20 protein-coding genes are annotated in these 19,766 nt (G+C 71.0%); 16 read left to right on the forward strand and 4 right to left on the reverse strand.

The window, feature by feature from the left end; all coding sequences use genetic code 11:
* Window positions 1–113: 113 nt before the first annotated feature.
* From DSM104329_RS11940 to DSM104329_RS11960, 5 genes are all read left to right on the forward strand, one after another.
* Entirely contained in the window at window positions 114–881 is a 768-nt protein-coding gene (locus tag DSM104329_RS11940) for an SDR family NAD(P)-dependent oxidoreductase (protein WP_259315668.1), read from the forward strand.
* A gap of 302 nt (window positions 882–1,183) precedes the next feature.
* Window positions 1,184–1,378, forward strand: a complete 195-nt coding sequence (locus tag DSM104329_RS11945) for a hypothetical protein (RefSeq protein ID WP_259315669.1) — start codon at window positions 1,184–1,186, stop codon at window positions 1,376–1,378.
* Between the two features lie 115 nt (window positions 1,379–1,493).
* Window positions 1,494–1,772: a DUF2283 domain-containing protein gene (locus DSM104329_RS11950; RefSeq protein ID WP_259315670.1), complete on the forward strand. Its 279-nt coding sequence runs from the start codon at window positions 1,494–1,496 to the stop codon at window positions 1,770–1,772.
* An 84-nt stretch (window positions 1,773–1,856) separates the two neighbouring features.
* Complete coding sequence (locus DSM104329_RS11955) at window positions 1,857–2,936, forward strand: plasmid pRiA4b ORF-3 family protein (protein WP_259315671.1); 1,080 nt, start codon at window positions 1,857–1,859, stop codon at window positions 2,934–2,936.
* Window positions 2,937–3,033: 97 nt separating this feature from the next.
* The gene (locus DSM104329_RS11960) at window positions 3,034–3,297 is read left to right on the forward strand and encodes a hypothetical protein (protein WP_259315672.1); all 264 of its coding nucleotides are present in this window, start codon (window positions 3,034–3,036) and stop codon (window positions 3,295–3,297) included.
* Window positions 3,298–4,574: 1,277 nt separating this feature from the next.
* Here DSM104329_RS11960 and DSM104329_RS11965 read toward each other — a convergent pair.
* On the reverse strand, window positions 4,575–6,497 hold the full coding sequence (locus DSM104329_RS11965) for a primary-amine oxidase (protein ID WP_259315673.1): 1,923 nt from the start codon (window positions 6,495–6,497) through the stop codon (window positions 4,575–4,577).
* Between the two features lie 86 nt (window positions 6,498–6,583).
* Between DSM104329_RS11965 and DSM104329_RS11970 the strand changes: the two genes are divergently transcribed.
* The gene (locus tag DSM104329_RS11970) at window positions 6,584–7,162 is read left to right on the forward strand and encodes a TetR/AcrR family transcriptional regulator (protein ID WP_259315674.1); all 579 of its coding nucleotides are present in this window, start codon (window positions 6,584–6,586) and stop codon (window positions 7,160–7,162) included.
* A gap of 112 nt (window positions 7,163–7,274) precedes the next feature.
* Here the strand turns inward: DSM104329_RS11970 and DSM104329_RS11975 are convergent, their stop codons facing one another.
* A complete protein-coding gene (locus tag DSM104329_RS11975) occupies window positions 7,275–7,979 on the reverse strand; it encodes an SDR family NAD(P)-dependent oxidoreductase (RefSeq protein WP_259315675.1) in 705 nt (234 codons plus the stop codon).
* Window positions 7,980–8,011: 32 nt separating this feature from the next.
* On the opposite strand from DSM104329_RS11975, the gene DSM104329_RS11980 reads away from it, so the two are divergent.
* Window positions 8,012–8,803, forward strand: coding sequence for an SDR family oxidoreductase (locus tag DSM104329_RS11980; RefSeq protein ID WP_259315676.1), 792 nt, complete (start codon window positions 8,012–8,014; stop codon window positions 8,801–8,803).
* Between the two features lie 14 nt (window positions 8,804–8,817).
* Window positions 8,818–10,011, forward strand: a complete 1,194-nt coding sequence (locus DSM104329_RS11985; protein ID WP_259315677.1) for a nitrilase-related carbon-nitrogen hydrolase — start codon at window positions 8,818–8,820, stop codon at window positions 10,009–10,011.
* On the opposite strand, the gene DSM104329_RS11990 is transcribed toward DSM104329_RS11985, so the two are convergent.
* Window positions 9,984–10,703 carry a gamma-glutamyl-gamma-aminobutyrate hydrolase family protein gene (locus tag DSM104329_RS11990; RefSeq protein ID WP_259315678.1) on the reverse strand — a complete coding sequence of 240 codons (720 nt, stop codon included), beginning with the start codon at window positions 10,701–10,703 and terminating at the stop codon, window positions 9,984–9,986. The two genes, DSM104329_RS11985 and DSM104329_RS11990, sit on opposite strands and share 28 nt — an antisense overlap.
* A gap of 48 nt (window positions 10,704–10,751) precedes the next feature.
* Between DSM104329_RS11990 and DSM104329_RS11995 the strand changes: the two genes are divergently transcribed.
* The 8 genes from DSM104329_RS11995 to DSM104329_RS12030 all read left to right on the forward strand — a co-directional run bounded on the left by DSM104329_RS11995 (window position 10,752) and on the right by DSM104329_RS12030 (window position 19,155).
* The gene (locus DSM104329_RS11995) at window positions 10,752–11,438 is read left to right on the forward strand and encodes a TetR/AcrR family transcriptional regulator (protein WP_259315679.1); all 687 of its coding nucleotides are present in this window, start codon (window positions 10,752–10,754) and stop codon (window positions 11,436–11,438) included.
* 66 nt (window positions 11,439–11,504) lie between these two features.
* Window positions 11,505–12,815, forward strand: a complete 1,311-nt coding sequence (locus DSM104329_RS12000) for a glutamine synthetase family protein (protein ID WP_259315680.1) — start codon at window positions 11,505–11,507, stop codon at window positions 12,813–12,815.
* Between the two features lie 193 nt (window positions 12,816–13,008).
* Entirely contained in the window at window positions 13,009–14,559 is a 1,551-nt protein-coding gene (locus DSM104329_RS12005) for a sugar ABC transporter ATP-binding protein (RefSeq protein WP_259315681.1), read from the forward strand.
* On the forward strand, window positions 14,556–15,575 hold the full coding sequence (locus tag DSM104329_RS12010; RefSeq protein ID WP_259315682.1) for an ABC transporter permease: 1,020 nt from the start codon (window positions 14,556–14,558) through the stop codon (window positions 15,573–15,575). Before DSM104329_RS12005 ends, DSM104329_RS12010 begins: the two co-directional genes overlap by 4 nt.
* Window positions 15,576–15,670: 95 nt before the next feature.
* Window positions 15,671–16,885 (forward strand): sugar ABC transporter substrate-binding protein, encoded by a 1,215-nt coding sequence (locus tag DSM104329_RS12015; RefSeq protein ID WP_259315683.1) that lies wholly within the window; start codon window positions 15,671–15,673, stop codon window positions 16,883–16,885.
* 82 nt (window positions 16,886–16,967) lie between these two features.
* Window positions 16,968–17,405, forward strand: a complete 438-nt coding sequence (locus DSM104329_RS12020) for a hypothetical protein (RefSeq protein WP_259315684.1) — start codon at window positions 16,968–16,970, stop codon at window positions 17,403–17,405.
* Entirely contained in the window at window positions 17,402–18,838 is a 1,437-nt protein-coding gene (locus DSM104329_RS12025) for an FAD-binding oxidoreductase (protein WP_259315685.1), read from the forward strand. Before DSM104329_RS12020 ends, DSM104329_RS12025 begins: the two co-directional genes overlap by 4 nt.
* A complete protein-coding gene (locus DSM104329_RS12030) occupies window positions 18,835–19,155 on the forward strand; it encodes a cupin domain-containing protein (protein WP_259315686.1) in 321 nt (106 codons plus the stop codon). Before DSM104329_RS12025 ends, DSM104329_RS12030 begins: the two co-directional genes overlap by 4 nt.
* Here the strand turns inward: DSM104329_RS12030 and DSM104329_RS12035 are convergent.
* A complete protein-coding gene (locus DSM104329_RS12035; protein WP_259315687.1) occupies window positions 19,146–19,748 on the reverse strand; it encodes a TetR/AcrR family transcriptional regulator in 603 nt (200 codons plus the stop codon). The genes DSM104329_RS12030 and DSM104329_RS12035 overlap by 10 nt on opposite strands.
* Window positions 19,749–19,766: the final 18 nt, after the last annotated feature.

The following is a 19,766-nucleotide window of genomic DNA, read 5'->3' on the forward strand; positions in this document are numbered from 1 at the left end:
GTGCCGGAATCGCCGAGTGCCGGTGGGCAACCGCTCGTCCACGGTCGCCCACTCCGGCGAACCGTGACACCGGACACTCGCTGCTGCCGCGCCTGGTCGTCGGGTGTCTTCCCATGAAGACCGGGCGGCTTGACGGAAAGGTGGCGCTCATCACCGGGACCGCCGGCGGGCAGGGTCGAGCCGCGGCGGAGCTGTTTGCGAGCGAGGGGGCGCATGTCATGGGCTGCGACGTGAACGCTGCGGGGGCCGCGGAGACCCTGGAACGCGTGCGTGCCGCCGGCGGCAGGATGGACTCGCATGCACCGGTGGACCTCGGGGACTCTGCCGCAGCGCGGGCATGGGTCGCGGAGGCCGCCCGCCTCGGTGGCGGCATCGACATCCTCTACAACAACGCGTCTGAGGCCCGCTTCGGATCGATCGGCGACCTCACCGACGAGGACTGGCACGCGACGATCCGCAACGAAGTCGATCTGATCTTCTACGTCTGTAGTGCCGCTTGGAGGTATCTCGTGGACGGCGGCGGATCGATCATCAACACCGGGTCGATCTCGGGCGTCAGCGCGATACAAGCCACCCCCGGGTCGTTCGCCCACGCCGCGGCCAAGGGCGCCGTGATCGCCCTCACGCGCGAACTGGCGCTGGAGGGCGGCCCACACGCAATCCGGGCCAACTCGATCTCCCCCGGCATCATCGCTTCACCGGCAACCGCACGGATGCTCACCGACCAGAAGTTCAACACGGACCATCTCGACAGCATCATGTTGACTCGCATCGGCGAGGTCGAGGACGTGGCGGCGATGGCGCTCTTCCTCGCGTCCGACGAGAGCGCTTGGGTCACCGGCGCGAACTTCATGGTCGACGGCGGGTTTCTCGCCCGCTGACGGCCCGTCACCCCTGCAAAAACAGAAAGCCTCGGTCTGCAGGGCTTTCGAGATGCCGGAGGAGGTGTCTGGCCTCAGGACATATGTCCCGAGACATCACAGTGATGCCGGAGGAGGGACTCGAACCCTCCGGACACGCGGATTATGATCGGCCGACAAGTTGGCGCATTCGCGGTACTTACGGGCTTCGGAGATGCCCTCAGTTGCGCTCAGAAGGGGTCAGAATCGGGCAGTTCGGGACCTGTTTCGGGACCCGATTCGCTGGGCGGTCGGACGTCCGCTGTGCACTCCATGCTGTCGGTGTGACGGCCCATGACGTCATCCGCGAAGTGTTCGATCCGAGCGGTGCGCGGGTGGTGCTGCCCGGGCGCGTGTGGCGGGAGAAGGTGCTCCGCGGCCACCCTGAGCTCGAGCTCCACGTCGACGCAATGCTGCGGGCCGTCCGGTCGCCCGCTCACGTCGAGGCCGATCCTGTCTTCGAGGAGCGACGGCGCTAATACGTGCGAGACGCGGGGCCCAGTCGATGCTGCTGGTGGTCGTAAGCTCTGAGCAGGAGCCGGCACGGATCATCTCCGCGTTCGGCCACCGCAAGGACCCGAGGCCATGGAGCGCGTGAGCATCACGATCGGCGCGGTCACCTTCGACCATGCCGACTACGACGCCGACAACGACGTCTTGTACCTGCACGTCGATCCGCCTCAGCAGGCCGACGGTGAGGAGACTCCGGAGGGGCACGTCATCCGTTACGCGCCGGCCACGTCGCGGATCGTGGGCCTGACGTTGCTGGGCCCTCGTCGGATCCTGGACCGCGATGGTCATCTGACGGCGACCGTGCCGGAGACGGTGGAGACCAGCGCTGAAGCGCTGGCGCCAGCGCTGGCCGCCGCCTAGGCGGCGGATCGCTCGCGCCCCATCGTGGTCGTGGAGGCGCGGCCGCTCTCGGGGGTCGAGGCGCGCGCCTTAGGATCCGGCGCTGTGAGTTCGGCCGATGAGGTGGTTGCCCCGGAGGTCCTCGCGGCGACCGCACCGGCGCGGTGGCTGCTCGACCAGGCGGAGGCTGGTGTGCCGTTGACGCAGACGTATGCGTTGGCTCGGGTGGTGGTGCGAGAGGCGGCGGAGCGGTGGCCGGGGTGGTGGGATGCGGAACTTTTCGGTCCGCCGCATCGCGAGGCCGAGCTGGCGGTGCTGGAGGCGCTGCATGAAGGACTCCGGCGGCTGCGGTTGGTGCGGCGCGGCGGCCGCCGCCTGCTGACGACGGCACGCGGTCGTGAGCTGGCCGCCGATCCTGGCGCTCTGCTGCAGGCGCTTGCGGCGGACCTCGGCGCGGGCGACGCGTTTACGGAGTCGGTCGCCGTCGCGGTCCTCGATGCGTTGCGCGGTGGCGAATCTTGCGATTGGCGCGAGCTTGATGCTGCGGCGTTCGCGCGTGTCCGACGGCAGCCTTGGGCGGGGCCGGATGGGGCGCCGCCGGGTGAGCGCGACGTCGGCGCGGTCGTCGGCGATGTGCTGCGCCGCGGTGAGGCGTATGGGCTCGTCGAGCGGTTCCCGGATCCGGCGCAGCCGCGCCTGCGTGGTCATCGTCTCGCGCTATCGCCGGCGGGGCGCATGGTGTTCGGAGGTGGAACGGCGACTGCCGGGCCGGTCTATGTCTTCGATGCGACGCTCGCGAACGTGCGTGGGGTTCGCGCGCGGATCGCCGTGCGCGGCGATCAACATCTGACGGCGCTGCATGACGCGATCCAGGAGGCCTTCGGCTGGCTGGACGACCATCTGTACTCGTTCTGGCTGGACGGTCGCTTCTGGGGTGACGATGACACCGAATACACGTCGCCGGTCACTCCTGACGAGGCATCTCATACTGCGGAGGTGCCGGTGTCCGAGCTGGACCTGTCAGTCGGGGCGAAGATCGCCTACGTGTTCGACTTCGGCGACGAGTGGCGCGTTCGACTCTCCCTCCGGGCGATCGAGGAGGCCGACGGGGCGCGGTATCCACGCGTGGTGACGCGCACGGGCCAGGCGCCGCCGCAGTATCCGGACGTGGGCCTCGACGACTGATCTGCGCGGGTTGCGCGCGGCGGGCGGTCGCCCTACCGTCGATCATGTGGCGTCTCCTGCAGGTCGCACCCGGCAGCAGCGCAAAGCGGATCGCGAGGTGGTCGGCGCGTACCACGAGGCGCAGCTCAAGCTGCTACTCGAGCGCGTGCGCGAGGGATTCGCCCGCTACGACGCAGGCGCGATCGATGCATTCCAACTCGACGATCTCATCCACCGCTACAAGCGCGCCACGCAGAAGCTGTGGAGCGCCTGCGTCGGCAGCGGCTCACAGGTAGAGAGCATGGCCCGGCTGCTCGAGTGGCAGAGGGCTGAGGGCGAGGAGACCGACTGGTGGGAGCTCGTCGCCCGGCGCGATCGCTGACCACTGGGCGACGCGCCCGCCGCGGTTTATCGGCGTCGCGCGCTAGGAGTCGTCGCGCTCGCTGGGGGCGGAGTTCTGGCACCGTTCTGGCACCACTGGCGCTGCGCCCCTATGCCGCTAGCACGGGGACGGTCGGAGACGCCAAAAAGCCCGTTGTGCTCGAGAGTTCGTCCGATCTCAACGGAGGTCGAAGAGCCTTCTGCATGGCAAGAATGCCATTCATAAAATGGGGTCGAGGGAAAAGTCCTGCAAAATGAATGTGTCTGCGGCCCGAAGCCGCCCTCAGGCACCTGTGCCGATTCGGCAAGTTTGCCGCCATATTCGGCAGGGTTCTGGCACAGTTTTGGCACCGGGACCTCTGCCTGCGGCTCGAGCACGTCGGCCCCGCTGGCGACGTCGCCAGCGGATCGGCGCCTTGACGCTGCCGGTCTATGCCTCTGGGACCGCGGGTTGAACCATGGGCCACCGACCCGCTCATGAGCGTGTGACCGTGTGGCGACGGTTCACGGGCTGCCGCCCCGATTGGCATCCACGCGGGTTGGCCTCGCGTGGATGGATGTAGGTGCCCCGTGGCCAGCATCAGCGCTGGGATGTCGAGGCTCTTGGCGTCACGTTCGAGCATCCCGTCCGACGGGCGCGGCCCCTCCGCGCGCGTCTACAGCGAGCGCAGGTCCAGACGGCGCGGCTCGTCCATGGCGCAGCCTACGGGCGTCATCACCGTCTGAAACGAGCAGCGGCGACGGTACGTGAGCCGAACGGCCCGGCGCCGCAGCGCTTCGCCGATGATCGTCGGTCGCTTTGCCTGAAGGCAGGGAGCACCTCGACTTGCGGCAGGCGTGGCGGCCCCTGCGCCTCGAAGCGGAGTCGTCACTCGGCCGGGGATGCCCGTGACGGCCTGACGGCCGCGTTGACCGCCGCGAGGAGGAGGACTGTCATGCAGACGGCAAGGCCCCGCCGGGCCGCCACCTCGAAGCTCGCGACGGCGTCGGTCAGAAGGTCGGCACGTGCTGCGCGGAGCGTACCCGGCCACGAGAAGCCCGAGCGCGACGCTCACGCGCTCCTGGATTCGGGCAAGCGCCGGACCGGTGGATCCTCCCGCAGCATGCCGTCACCTTGACCAACGTCAGCGACCGCGGCCTCCGTACGCCTACTGCTCGACCGGCGACAACCCGCGGTGGCTCACCGTGGTCCACCCTTGTGGCGGCGCCCCACGGGCACGCGCAGCCGCACGAGTCCTGGCCTCACGGCAAGCGTGGTGAATCAGCGCCGCGCGCGCGTCAGTCCGCCGCCTCGCGGTGCGCGTGGCAACTGCCCTCGCCCGGCCGCGAGGGTGGCACGTCGAGCGCGGGGCTGCGGTCGAAGAAGCCCCACGGCTTGAGCTCGAAGCCGATCCGGGCGACCGGCATGACCGGCCAGTCCTCCGGCCGCGGGACGTGATGGTGGTTCATCGTGTACCAGACGACGATGTCGGTGTCCTCGACGCTGCGGTCCGCTTGGACCCAGCGCGGCAGGCCGTCGCCCCCCTTGTGCTGGTAGGGGTAGTCGCCGGCGGGGTAGCGCTCGGCCGGGTCGTACGGGGTCACCCACAGGTGGTAGTCGACGAAGCCCGCGCGCCTGAGCATGGACGAGTCGGCGGCCGCGAAGGGGAGGGTGTTCTCGCCCGTGATGAGCTTGTAGGCGATGGGCTGGCCGACGCGGTTGGGCCTGGTCGGGTTCTGGATGTACCAGCTGCGGGCGGTGGAAAGGTCGATGCGCCGGCGGGCCTCGGCCTCGGTGCGCAGGGTGCGCGCGACGGTGCGCCAGGCGTTGCCGTGCGGGTTGCCGGGACCGACGGGATCGGCCTCGGTCTGGACCTCCACGACCGAGTTGCCGCCGCCGTCGAGATGCGGGTCCAGACGCGCGCAGAAGACGTGCTGGTGGTGCATCGCGTTGAGGTTCGGGGCGACGAGCTTGCCGTAGGGGGACGTCTCGCCGTCGGCCATCGCCTGCGTGGCGACGATGCCCGTGGCCTTGACCTCCGAGCCGATGATGCCGTCCTGGTAGAGGTACCAGAAGAAGCCGTAGTCGTAGTTGCCGACGGTGATGAAGCTCGAGATCACCAGGCGCCGGGCACGCCGGACCTCGACGTGGCCGGTGCGGAAGTCCATGTGCTTCCAGAGGGTGCCGTAGTCCTCCTCGTGCAGGCAGATCGCGTTGGGGACCACGACCGGCTCGCCGTCGGCGTTGGCCCACGCGCCGTCGAAGTAGTGGATGACGCCGAGGCAGTCGCACCCGAGCGTCAGCGAGTTGGTCATCGTGCCGGCGTTGAACTCGCCGATGTCCAGCGGCGTCTGATAGAAGCGGTCGGGGTCGGCGTAGGGGACGACCATCTCGGCGTAGGACGCGCGGCGCAGGATCGGGCGCAGCTCACCGTCGTCCTCGTAGCCGAGGTCATGCAGGACGAGCCCCTCGCGCTGGTCGAAGCCGACGCGCACGCGCCACTTCTGCCAGCGCACCTCGTGGCCGTCGACGGTGAAGCTCGGTCCCTCGGGCTGGCTGATGTGGATGGGGCGCAGGTCGTCCCGCAGCGCGATGCGGTCGGCGCGGAACTCGCCGACCTCGGCGGGCAGCGCCACGGGCTCGCGGTCCTCGAAGTGCACGAGCTCGCCGGTGTGGATGTCGACGAGGCCGAAGATCCCCTCGAGCGGGCGGGCGTACGCGTTGCCGCCCGGCTCGGGCCGGACGTAGGCGAGGATCCGCGCGAGGCGGTGGCCGCCCTGCTCCTCGGGGAGGTCGTACCAGCCCGCCGACACGGGGTCGACGTCGACGAGCGAGACGTCGTCGATGCCGCGCCGCTTCAGCGCCGCCTGAAACCGGGGCGCGCGGCGCACCGCGGCCTCGATCGCCAGGAACTCGGCCTCGGTCATCTGCGGCTCGACGCCCTCGAGGACCCGCCAGTCGGTCGCGGTGTCCGCCTCCAGGTCCACGCGCGCCTCGATCGTCGTGCGGCGCTCCACGTCGTGCAGGACGGCCTGCGCCGCGCGCACCGGGTCGGCGGCGTCGCGGGGCGGCTCCGCCGTGGAGATGGACACGAACCGCACGCCGTCGGGACACTCCGGATGGGCGCGCAGGGTCGCCGCGGCCCGGGAGATCTCCTCGGCGGTGAGCGGGTCGAGAGGGTGACGGCGGCCGAGCGCGGCCGATGGGCTGGCGGTGTCCATGGGGTGAAGTCGACCACCGGACTAGACAAATGTCAAGTTCACTGCCGCGCGGTCGGCTCCGGAGCGCCTGACGATACGCTCGCCCCATGGAGCGCGCCAGCGTCGAACGCCCGCCGCACAACGAAGGCCGCGACGCGCTGCTCGACGCCACCGAGCGGGTGATCGCCAAGCACGGCTTCCGGGGCCTCACCTACCGGCGCGTCGCCGCGGAGGCCGGCCTCACCCACGGGCTCGTCACGTACCACTTCGGCACGCTCGACGCGATGGTCCACGCCGCGCTCGAGCGCGCCTCACGCCACGCCGTCGAGGCGGCGCGCGTCGACTCCGACAGCGGGCGCCTGGAGGACTTCGCCGCCGACCTGCCGGGCCTCGCCGCCGAGGAGCCCGACGCCCAGGCCTTCCAGTTCGAGCTCGCGCTCGAGGCCCGGCGGCGCCCGGAGCTTCGCGACGACGTCCGCGCGCAGTACGACGAGTTCTTCGCCGTCACCGCTCGCGCCCTGGACCGCATCGGCATCGAGCCCGACCCCATGCTCGCCCGGCTCGTCTTCGCCGCGCTCGACGGCATCATGCTCCAGCAGCTCATCTTCGAGGACGAGGGACGCGGCGAGGAGCTCGTCGCCGAGCTGCAGCGGATGCTCGCCGCACTCGGGGCGGCGGGCGGCTGAGCGCCACTCGCGGAGCGCCCACGGGATCTGTACGGTCCCGCAAGGAAACTGGACACATGGCTAGTTCGAGGCATTGCATCCCGGCTCGGCGTGGCGCGAGCCACAGACGAGGTCAGTGGTAGCGATGCCCGCCGTCGACGTTGATCGTCTGGCCGGTGATGAAGCCCGCGGCCGGCGTGACGACGTAGGCGACCGCCTCGGCGACGTCGTTCGGCGCTCCCGCACGGCCGATCGCCTGCGCGCCGACGACCTCGTCGAACAGCGGATCGGCCGCCGCGGCGCCCCTCGTGTCGATCAGGCCCGGGGCGACCGCGTTGACCGTGATGCCGAGCGGGCCCGCCTCGGTGGCGAGCGCACGCGTGAAGCCGATCACGCCGCCCTTGCTCGCGACGTACGCGGTCAGGCAGCGCTGCCCGATGAAGAATGTCGACGAGACGATGTTGACGATCCGGCCGTAGCCCTGCTCGCGCATGACCGGGAAGACCGCGCGCGAGCAGACGAAGACGCCGTCGAGGTTGAGCCCCATGACCGCCCGCCACGTGTCGAGCGTCATCGCCTCGAACGGGACGTGCGGGTAGACGCCCGCGTTGTTGACGAGGACATCGATGCGGCCGTGCCGGGCAACGACCTCGGCCACGGCGGCCTGCACCGCATGCTCGTCGGTGACGTCGACGGCCGGCCGGCCCTCGTCCGGCGCGCGGTCGAACACGACGACGGTCGCCCCATCGGCGCGCAGCCGGGCGGCGATCGCCGCGCCGATGCCGCGCGCGCCGCCGGTGACGACGGCGACCTGATCGGCGAGTGGCAGCGAGCTCATGACGCGGGCAGCGTATGCCCGGAGGAGGCGAGATGGAGTCCCTGAACGGGCGGACCGCGATCGTCACCGGCGGCGCCAGCGGCATCGGCCGCGGCATCGCGCGGGTGCTCGGGCGCGAGGGGGCGGCGGTGATCGTCGCCGACGTCGACGGCGCCTCCGGCGAGCGGACCACCCGGGAGTTGCGCGGCGACGGCGTGCAGGCCGAGGCGATCGAGCTCGACGTCGCCGACCGCGCGGCGGTCGACCGGGCGATCGACGGCGTGGCGGCCGAGCACGGCCGCATCGACGTCATGTGCGCCAACGCGGGTGTCTTCCCGCCGGCGCGCGTCGAGGAGATCGACGACGCGGGCTGGGACGCCGTCCTCGGCGTGAACGTCCGCGGGGCCGTCAACTGCGTGCAGGCGGCGGTGCGCCACATGCGCCCGGCCGGCTACGGGCGCGTCGTGCTGACGTCGTCGATCACCGGCCCGATGACCGGCTACCCGGGCTGGTCGCAGTACGCCGCGTCGAAGGCCGCCATGATCGGCTTCATGCGCACCGCGGCGATCGAGGTGGCGCGCGACGGGATCACGATCAACGCGGTCCTGCCGGGCAACATCCGGACGGGTGCCGCCCACGGGCCCGGCGAGGAGTACCTGCAGCAGATGGCCGCCGCCGTGCCGGTCGGCTACCTCGGCGCGCCGGAGGACGTGGGTTGGGCGGTCCGCTTCCTCGTGAGCCCCGAGGCCCGCTACGTGACCGGGCACACGCTGGTCGCCGACGGCGGCCAGCTGTTGCCCGAATCCAGCGACGTGCTGCGCGAGATCGCAGCGCTCGACCGATGAAGGAGGAAGCCCCCATGGCAGCCGACGAGCCACGGACCCCGATCGCCCCCTACATGGCCGTCGGCCTGTCGACGGTCGTCCACGGCGTCGGGCAGCGCCGTCACATCGAGCGCAACCTGAACACCATCGAGGACGCGATCCACGCGGCCGTCTCGATGATCGGCATCAACATGCCGGTGCGGCTCATCGCGCTGGCCGAGGGCGCGCTCACCGGGTTCACCGACGAGATCTTCGACGTGCCGCACGTCCAGGCCGCGCGCGACCTGTTCATCGACATCCCCGGCCCCGAGACCGAGCGCATCGCCGCGCTCGCCCGGCTCTACGAGACCTACATCGTGGTCCAGTGCAAGGCGCGCTGGCCCGAGATCATGGAGGACCGCTTCTTCAACGTCCTGTTCGTCATCTCGCCGCAGGGCGAGATCGTCCACAAGGCCGCGAAGAACCACATCTTCTGCCGCGAGCGGTCGTGCACCCCGCACGACGTCCTGGAGCGCTGGACCGAGCTGTTCGGCGAGGGGATCGACGCGTTCTACCCCGTGCTGCGCACCGATGACATCGGCAACATCGGGACGATCTGCTGCAGCGACGGCGAGTACCCCGAGGCGCTGCGCGCGCTGGCGTTCAACGGCGCGGAGGTCGTCTACCGGCCGAGCGAGGCGGTGCCGATGACGCACGCCGGGTCCGATCCCGGCGGGACGTGGCTGCTGCAGAACCGCGCGCACGCGCACTTCAACAGCCTCTACATGCTCTGCCCGAACGTGGGGCCGGTCTACGTCCATCCGGGGATGGAGCACCCGTTCGACATCGCGGGCGGCGAGTCGCACATCGTCGACTACCAGGGCCATGTGATCGGGCACACGACGTCGGGGTTCAACTCGTTCGTCTCGGGGATCGTCGACATCGAGGCGCTGCGCCAGTTCCGGGTGATGAACCTCAACTCGAACTGGATCAAGGACCTGCGCACGGAGCTGTTCCGTGAGATGTACGCGCAGCCGATCCATCCGGCGAACCTGTGGATGGAGCGCGATCCGGGCCAGCACGCGGAGGTCGACGACGTCTACCGCGGCAACATCGCGCGCCTGCTCGAGCGCGGGACGTTCACCCGCCCCGCGCACGACTTCCCCGGCTCGCGCTACTACCCGGGCAGCGACGACCCGGCCGACGCGGAGTGGTCGCGGCTTCAGGAGCTCTGGGCCGGCGACGACTGAGCCGCGGCGGCGACCAGCCCGTCGAACATCGCCTGGCCGGCGGGCTGGTCGAGCATGAGCTCCGGGTGCCACTGGATGCCGACGAACCACGGGCCCTGCTCGGGCTCGGCGCCCTCCACGAGCCCGTCGTCGGCGACGGCGACGGGGCGCCATCCGGCCGGCAGGCGCCGGACCGCCTGGTGGTGCAGCGTGTTGACCGCCGCCTCGCCCGAGCCGAGGATCGCCGCCAGCCGCGAGCCCGGCGTGACCCGGACGCGATGACGGACGTCGTGGAACGCCTCGCCGGCGTTGTGGCCGTCGAGGTGCGGCTCGAGGTCGCCGCCCTCAACGCAGACGGCGAGCTGCAGCCCGCGGCAGATGCCCAGCACCGGGATGCCCGCCGCGCGTGCGGCCTTCCACAGCGCGATCTCGTGCCGGTCGCGCGCGGCGTCGAGCCAGGTGCTCGACGGATGCGGCTCGGCGCCGAACAGCGTCGCGTCGAGGTCCTGGCCGCCCGAGAGCACCAGCCCGTCGACGCCGCTCAGCTGGGCCGCCGCCAGCTGCTCGGCGACGACCGGCAGGATGATCGGCGTCCCGCCCGCCGCGACGACGCCGTGCACCATCCCGCGCTCCGCCGTGTCGGCGTCGCGGCGCCCGTAGGCGGTCGGCACGATGCGGGGGACGGCGGTGATGGCGATACGCGGATGGGGCATGGAGGGAGGTCCCGTGGTCGGCATGGGCTGGGTCTAAGCTCTCGCGCCGTGGCGCGCAAGACGGCGCTCTCGCGGGAGCGGATCACGGAGGCGGGGATGCGGCTCGTCGAGCGGGAGGGGCCGCAGGCGCTGACGCTGCGGCGCCTGGGCGACGCGCTCGGTGTCGACCCGACGGCGCTGTACCGGCACTTCCGCAACAAGGAGGAGCTGCTGAGCGCGATCGGCGATCGCACGCTGGACGGGCGGATCGTCGATCCGGGTGAGGAGGTGGGTTGGCGTGACGGTCTGCGGGATCTGTGCCTGCGGCTGCGGGCGGCGTACCTCGCGCAGCCGGCGGTGGCCGACGTCGTGCGCTCCGGGCCGCCGCGGCAGGGCAACGAGCTGCTGCTGACGGAGGTGATGCTGCGGCTGCTGCACCGGGCGGGGTTCGCGCCGGCGCGGGCCGCGGCGGCGTATCACTCGCTCATCGGGCTGAGCCTCGGGTCGGCGGCGATCGACGCGCCGGTGTCGCGGCTTCCGCAGCGTGAGCGGGAGCAGCTCTACGAGCGCTGGCGGCGCGAGTACGCGGCGCTCGATCCCCTGCGGTACCCGGTGTCGGTCGAGCACGCCCGGGCGTTGTGGGAGGGCGACGCGCTGCATCGCTTCGAGGTGAGCCTCGACACGATGCTCGACGGGCTCGAGGCCGAGCGGGCGCGCTCGGGCGGAGCGGCGGCGCTCGAAGCGCCCCCCGCCTGACCGCGCCGGGACCGGCTGCGTCAACACTGTTGACAGCATCGCTGACAGCACTGTAGCTTCCCGTCGGTGGGGCGTTCATGGGGAAGAGGCGAGGCCGGCGAGGGCGCGGACGTCCGCGTCGTGATGCCCGACCTCCACGGCGTCGCGCGCGGCAAGTACGTCCGCCACGGCGATCTCGAGGACGACTTCGCGCTGGCCGCCGCGACCTACCTGATCGGCCACGACGTGGAGCCGCAGATCCTGCCCGGGCTCTCCGGCGATCGCGGCTTCCCCGACGTCACCATGCGGGCCGAGCCGGCGAGCCTGCGCCCCGGCTGGGCGCCGGAGGAGCAGCTTGCGCTCGCGTCGAGCTACGGGCCGGACGGCGAGCCGTTCGCGCTCGACCCGCGCCACCTGCTGCGCCGGGTGGTGGCCGAGTGGGAGGCCGAGGCGGGGCTGACGCCGACCGTGGCGATGGAGCTCGAGTTCTTCGTCCTCGAGCCCGACGGCGACGGCGGCTGGCGTGCGTGCCACGTCCCCGGCGCGCGGCCGTACGGCACCGGGACCGACGTCGACCCGCTCGGCGTCGCGCGGCGGCTGCGCCACGTGGCGCGTGACGCCGGCCTGCCGATCGAGGGCCTGTCGTCGGAGTTCTTCGCCGGCCAGTTCGAGGTCAACCTCGCGCCGCGCGACGCGCTGACCGCCTGCGACGACGTCTTCCTCCTGCGCCTGCTCGTGCGCGAGACGGTGGCGGAGATGGGCCTGCGGGCCACCTTCCTGCCCCGTCCGTTCAACGACCGCGGCGGCAGCGGCCTGCACGTGAACATGAGCTTCTTCGACGCCGAGGGCGTCAACGCCCTCGACGATCCGTCGGCCGGCGATGGGCTCGCTCCGTTCGCGCATCACGCGATCGCCGGCCTGCTCGACCACCACGTCGAGATGACCGCGCTGCTGGCTCCCACGGTCAACTCCTACAAGCGCCTGCGGCCGGATCTCATGTGCGGGTTCTACGCCGACTGGGGCTACGACAACCGCTTCGTGACCATCCGCGTGCCGCGCCAGCGCGGGGCGGCGACGCGCCTGGAGGCGCGGCAGGCCGACGCCAGCGGCTGTCCGCATCTGGTCACCGCGACGCTGCTGGCCACCGCGCTGGACGGCGTGCGCCGCGCGCTCTCGCCGCCGCCGCCGCGCGACGGCGGAGACCCCGTGGAAGGCGCCGCGACGGTGTGCCGGTCGCTCGGCGACGCGCTCGACACGCTCGGGGCGTCCACCGCCCTGTCGGACATGCTCGGCCGCGACCTGCTCGACGCGTTCCTCGCCGTCAAGCGCCACGAGTGGCGGCGGTTCACCGAGCACGTGACAGACTGGGAGCTGGCCGAATACCTCCCACACCATTGACCAGCTCGGCCCCCGCGCCGGCGCCGGAAGAGCGCGCCTCGGCCACCGGCCGAGCCGGTCGAACGCATTTGACCAGCCCCGGGCTTGACATTTGTCTAGGCCGCCGACTACGGTCCTGCCACCCGCCGCCGGGCGCGCCGCTCACGCGAGCGCGGCAGCGACGGACTCGTGCGGACGGAGAGGCTTGCGGACGTTGACCACTGCTTCGGAGACCATTGCGCCTGGCGCGCAGCAGACCGTTCTGCGCATCCAGGGCCTGTCGAAGACGTTCGGGGCGACTCGGGCGCTGGACGACGTGTCGTTCGATCTGCAGCGCGGCACGATCCATGCGCTGCTGGGCGGCAACGGCAGCGGCAAGTCGACGCTGATCAAGATCCTGGCGGGGGTGCAGCCGGCCGATGCTGGGCGCATCTTCGTCGGCGACAGCGAGTACGACGCGACGAGCATCACGCCGGACGTCTCGCGCGAGGCGAACCTGCGGTTCGTGCATCAGCAGAACTCGACGTTCGGCGCGCTCAGCGTCGCGGAGAACCTGCACATCGGCCGGGGTTTCGAGACGGATGCGGCGGGGCGGATCGCGTGGTCGAAGGTGCGCCGGCGCACGCAGGCGCTCCTGGATCGCTTCCAGATCCACGCGCGCCCCGATCAGCTGGTCAGCGAGCTGGGCCGCGCGACCCAGACGATGCTGGCGATCGCACGGGCGCTGCAGGACCAGGAGGACGCGCACAGCGGGATCCTGGTGCTCGACGAGCCGACGTCGTCGCTGCCGGCGGTCGAGGTCGATCTGCTGTTCGACGCGCTCAAGCGCTACGCGGCCGAGGGGCAGACGATCATGTTCGTCACCCATCGCTTCGACGAGGTGTTGGAGATCGCCGACCGCGCGACGATGCTGCGCGACGGGCGGTTCGTCGCGACCGTGCCGCGCGCGCAGATGACCGAGGACGGGCTGGTGGAGCTGATGGTGGGCCGCGCTTTGGCGCATGAGAGCGGGGTGGCCGAGGCGACCCCGACCGGGGATGTGGTGCTGACGTGTGAGGACGTGCAGGGCGGGGCGCTGCGCGACGTGACGTTCTCGCTGCGCAAGGGGGAGATCCTGGGCATCGCCGGACTGCTCGGCTCGGGGCGGTCGACGCTTCTGCAGACGCTGTTCGGCCTCAGGCGCGCCGACGCGGGGCAGATGACGCTCGAGGGCCGGGCGCTGGCGCCGGACTCGCCGCGGGCGGCGATGCGGGCGGGGCTGGCGTATGTGCCCGAGGATCGCGTGGCGCATGGGGCGTTTTTGGAGCTGCCGGTGACCGACAACATCGGGCTGACCGTGCTGGGTCGCTATTTCCGCCACGGGGTCTTTCATCACCGGGCCGAGCGGGCCGACAGCCGGCGGGTGATGTCGGAGTTCTTGGTCAAGGCGGCGTCGGAGCGCGCGCGGTTCGGGTCGTTGTCGGGCGGCAATCAGCAGAAGGTGATCCTGGCGCGGTGGTTGCGGCGCGAGCCGAAGATCCTGCTTTTGGACGAGCCGACGCAGGGGGTGGACATCGGCGCGCGGATGGAGCTCTACGCGCTCATCCGCGAGGCGACGGTGCGCGGGACGAGCGTGATCGTCGTCTCGTCGGAGTTTGAGGAGCTCGAGCGGTTGTGCGAGCGGGTGCTGGTGTTCCAGCGCGGCCGGGTGGTCGCGGAAGTCGGGGGAAGCGACCTACGAGCGGACCGGCTCGAGCAACTGGTCCAGGGAGGAACCCATCGATGAGTGCCACCCAACGGGCCCAGGTGCCGGAAGGCCCGGTGGCGGCGCCGCCGAGCGAGCGCCAGGGCCGCGCCGTGCGGTTCTTGGAGGCCTACGCGCTGGTCATCCTGCTCGGCGTCGTCATCGTGTTCTTCTCGTTGTACTCCAAGACGTCGGACACGTTTCCGACCGTCGGCAACTTCCAGGCGGTCGTCGGCAACCAGGCGGTGGTGGCGATCGTGGCGTTGGCGGCGCTGATCCCGATCGCCTGCAACGAGTGGGACCTGTCGGTCGGCGCGACGGCGGGCGTGTCGTCGATCTACGTCGCCAGCGCCATGTCCAACGGCACCCCGGTGCTGGTGGCGATCCTGCTCGGCCTGGGCATCGGGCTGGTCGTGGGCCTGTTCAACGCGATCGTGGTGACGCGGATCGGGGTCAACGGGATCATCGCCACGCTCGGTACTGCGACGTTGTTGGCCGGGGTGACGCAGGCCAAGACCGGCGGTGTGGCGATCGTGGCCAACATCCCGCAGAGCGTGGTCAGCTTCGGCTCGGGCAACTGGCTGGGGATCCCCAAGGCGGGATGGCTGTTGATCGTCGTCACCCTCGGCGTCTACTACATGCTCAACCACACGCCGTTCGGGCGCTACCTCTACGCGGTCGGCGCCAACCTCGACGCCGCCCGGCTGGTCGGCCTGCGCTCCAACCGCCTGATCGGATTGTCGTTCGTCGCCGCCGGCGTGCTGGCCGGCGGCGCCGGAGCCCTGCAGGTCGCGCGGGCGGGCGGCGCGGACCCGCGCGTCGGCGAGCAGTTCACGCTGCCCGCCCTGGCCGCCGCGTTCTTGAGCGCCGCCGCCATCCAGCCCGGCCGCTACAACGTCTGGGGCACCATCGTGGCGATCTTCTTCCTCGCCGCGCTGAACGCGGGCCTCAACCTCGCCGGCTCGCAGGACTACGTCACCAACTTCGTCAACGGAGCCGCGCTGATCATCGGCGTGGGCCTTGCCGCCTACCTGGGCCGCAAGCGAAAGGGCGCGTAGCGGTGACCGCTGCGCGCGCGTCAAGAACAGGTCCCGAGCGCCGACCGCGGCCGGGGCGGACTGTCGCCGAGACCTCGGAGTAGGAGGAGAAGTCAATGATTGGTTCGTTCGTGCGCCGCACGAGGTGCGGCGCAGCGGTGGTGCTCGCGCTCTGCGCAACGATGACACTGGCCGCCTGCGGTTCCAACGACTCCGGGAGCACCTCGACGAGTGCCTCCACGGCCGCGTCGACGGGGACGTCGACCGGGACGTCGACGGCCGGCGGCGACAACGCCGTCGTCGCCGAGGCCCAGAAGGCACTCGACGCCGCATCCGGGCCGACGGGCACGTTCAAGGAGCCGCCGACGGGCGCCACCAACCCGCCGAAGGGCAAGGACATCGTCGTCATCCCGTTCGGTCAGGGCATCCCGTCGTTCGCCGCGGCGGTCAAGGAGGTCCAGGCGGCCGGCGACAAGCTCGGCTGGAACGTTCGTGTCGTCGACGGCAAGTTCTCGCCGAACGCGTGGCTGGCCGGCATCCGCGACGCCATCAACGCCAAGGCGGACGGCATCATCACCTTCGGTCCCGACTGCCCGCCGATCAAGGCGGCGCTCCAGGACGCCAAGAAGGCGAACATCCCCGTGATCAACGTCGAAGGCCATGACTGCGACACGCTGCAGCCCGGCGCCGATCCGGAGTTCGCGTTCACCGTCGGCTATGCGGAGGGGACGCTGCAGGACTGGCTGAAGGCGATGGCCAGGCTCCAGGCGGACTGGGCGATCGCCCACACGAACGGCAAGGCCAAGGTGCTCGACATCTTCGAGACCGACGCCCACACGTTCAAGGTCATGAACGACGAGTTCCGCAAGCAGCTCGGCAAGTGCCCGGGCTGCGAGATCGTCGACCGCATCGAGATCACGGGCGCCGACTACGGCCCGAAGCTCCAGCAGAAGACCCAGCAGGCGCTGCTCCAGCACCCGGAGATCAACGTCATCTGGCCGGGCGGCACCGAGACCCTGCTGCCGGCCGGCGTGGCCGCGGCGGTCCGCGGGTCGCAGAACAAGCCGATCTCGGTCGGCTGGGAGTGCCAGGACGACTCGAAGACGAACTTCGAGAACAAGATCCTGGGTGTCTGCTTCAACTATCCGCCGCAGTGGGAGGCCTACGCGGCGGTGGACGCCCTGATCAACATCTACGAGGGCAAGAAGCCGAACCTCAACTCCGGGCTGGGCATCCGCGTCGTCGACGCCGAGCACAACCAGGACTACCAGCCGTACCAGGCGCCGATCGACTTCAAGGCCGCCTACGAGAAGGCCTGGGGCGTCGGCTGATCTGACTCACGCCCGCGGAGGCGGGCGGCCACGGACGGCCGCCCGCCCTCGCACCCGTTCCATCGCAAGACCAAGGAGCGACGTGTCGCCGAACGACCGCAACGCGCATTCCGCGAGCATCGAGGTCGCCGTTCCCGCCGAGCGTGCCTTCGCGTTCATGGCGGACGGCATGAAGCAGAACCACTGGGCGCTGGGAAGCCAGGACCGCAAGGCGCTCGGCGACAACTTGTTCGTGGGGCAGTCGTCGTTCGACGGCAGCGACCTGTACGTCAAGATCGACTCGTATCCCGACCTGCTGCTGGTCGACTACTCGATCGGCGAGACGCCCGAGTCGGTCAGCCCGGCGGTCGAGGCGCGCATCCGCCGCGGGTCATGGCTCGGCCGCGGCGACGACGTCAGCGTCATCACGCTCACACTATGGAGGTGGCCGTTCGCCGACCAGGACGAGTGGGAGATGCACTACCACCTCTGGAAGACGGAGATGCACCTGATCAAGGGCGCGATCGAGCGGGGCCTGTGACCGCGGATCTTGCGCAGCTCCGGGCGCGTGCTCGCGGGCCGGTGATCGGGCCCGCCGACGCCGGCTACGACGAGGCGCGGGTCGGCTGGAACGCGATGATCGATCGCCGCCCGGCGGCGGTCCTGCGCTGTGCCGGCGAGGACGACGTCGTGGCCGGGCTGGCGTTCGCCCGCGAGCGCGGTCTCGTCGTCGCCGTGCGTGGGGGAGGGCACAGCGTCGCGGGGAAGTCCACCTGCGACGACGGCCTCGTCATCGACCTCGGCGCGATGAACGCGGTGGAGGTCGACCCGGAGCGGCGAACCGTCACCGTGGGCGGCGGCGCTCTGCTGCGCGACGTCGACCGGGCGTGCCGGCGCCACGGCCTCGTGACGCCGGCCGGCGTTGTGTCGCACACCGGCGTCGGCGGCCTCGCGCTGGGCGGCGGCGTGGGCTGGCTCACGCGCAAGTACGGCCTGACGTGCGACAACCTGATCTCGGCGCGCGTCGTGCTCGCCGACGGCAGCCGCGTCACCGCCAGCGAGACCATGCTCCCCGAGCTGCATTGGGGACTGCGCGGGGGCGGCGGGAACTTCGGGGTGGTGACCGAGTTCACGTTCCGCTGCCACCCGCTCCCCCCGGCGATTCCCGTCGGCATCACGATCTGGCCCATCGATGCGGCGGGCACGGTGCTGGAGGCCTACCGCGGCCAGGTCTTCGAGCAGCCCGACGCCTGGAAGGCGACGGCGTTCGCCATGCGGATCCCGGAGATGGACGGGATGGACCCGGCGCTGTTCGGCCGGCCCGCGCTGATGGTGCTCCAGGTCTGGGCGGACGACGACCTGCCGGCGGCGCAGCGCGCGCTGCGGCCGTTGCTCGACGCCGCCCGCCCCGTCCACTCGACGCTCGCCCCGATGCCCTACCTCGACCTGCAGACGATCGACGACGCCGTCTCGGGGCACGGGAAGGCGAACTACACGAAGGGCGGCTATCTCGACGATCTCGGGGACGGCGTCGTCGAGGCGCTCGTCGTCGGGGCGAGCGAGCTGCCGAACGACCAGTCGGTCATCGAGGTCATCCCGCACGGGGGCGCGCAGCTGCGCGTCGCCGAGTCCGACAGCGCCTTCAGCGACCGGGCGGCCGCGTACTCGTTCAACGTCTACTACCGCTGGGCGCTGCACGAGTACGCCGGCGAACACATCGCCCTTGCGCGCCAGGCCTATCGCCGCATCGAGCCGCACGCGTCGGGCGGCGTGTACACGAACTTCTTCTCCGAGGACGACGGCGCCGACCGCGTGGTCGCCGCCTACGGCGAGGCGAAGTACCGCCGGCTGTCGAGGCTCAAGGCGCAGGTCGACCCGCAGAACGTGTTCTCCCTGAACGGCAACATCCGGCCCGCCCCGCCAGGGACGCCGGACGCCGAGCTCCTGACGACGACGAAGCGAGGTCCCACATGACGGCACCGGCCTACTCCACGAGCGTCGACAGCGACGCGTACGAGCCCTTCGAGGCGGGCGTGGTCAACTGGCTGCGCCAGGACGACGACGTGGCGGCCGGGATCTGGGTCTGCCGTCCGGAGGAGCAGCCCGGCATCCACGAGGCCGAGTTCGAGAAGAACGAGACGATCTACATCATCGAGGGCCGCGTCCGCGTGGAGATCGTTGGCGGTGAGACCTACGAGCTGGGCCCGGGGGACAGCGCGGCGTTCGTGAAGGGGACGGTCGGCCGCTGGAAGGTGCTCGAGGCGGTGAAGGAGTTCTTCGTCTACAGCTGATCGCGGGCGCTGCCCGCCCTGGCGGCGGCGAGCGCGTGCAGCACCTCGTGCAGCTTGGCGACGAGCGCGTCGGTGTCCTCGCGGCGGCCGAAGATGAGCTGCTGGAGGATCATGCCGTCCAGCGCGGCGAAGACGAGCCGCGTCATCGCCGGGCTGTCGTCGACGCCGATGCGGCCGAGCGCGTCCTGTGCGACGGCGAAGTAGTTGTCGTACATCTCCTGCACGGCGGCACGGAGGTCTTCACGACGGCGGGCCTCGAGGACGACCTCGAACTGGAAGGCCTGGCCGTCCGGCGCCTCCTCGGCGAGTTGGCCGAGGTCGCGGGCGAAGTCCTCGATCCGGCCGCTGCGGGCCTCGAGCGCCGATCCGTCCACCGCCCTGCGCGCCACGCGCAGCAGGGTCTCGCTGATCAGGGCGTCGAGGGTTCCGAAGCGGTAGGTCACGAGGCCGTGCGTCACCCCGGCCTCGGCGGCCACGCTGCGGTACGTGAGCGCGGAGAAGCCCTCGCGGGCGATGACGCGCTCGGTGGCGTCCAGCAGGGCTTCGCGGCTGTCCGGCACTGCCGGCGAACCCGAGAGGTCGGAGCTGGCCATGCCCGGACCCTAACCCGC

This window comes from Capillimicrobium parvum, assembly GCF_021172045.1.
Lineage (GTDB): Bacteria > Actinomycetota > Thermoleophilia > Solirubrobacterales > Solirubrobacteraceae > Capillimicrobium > Capillimicrobium parvum.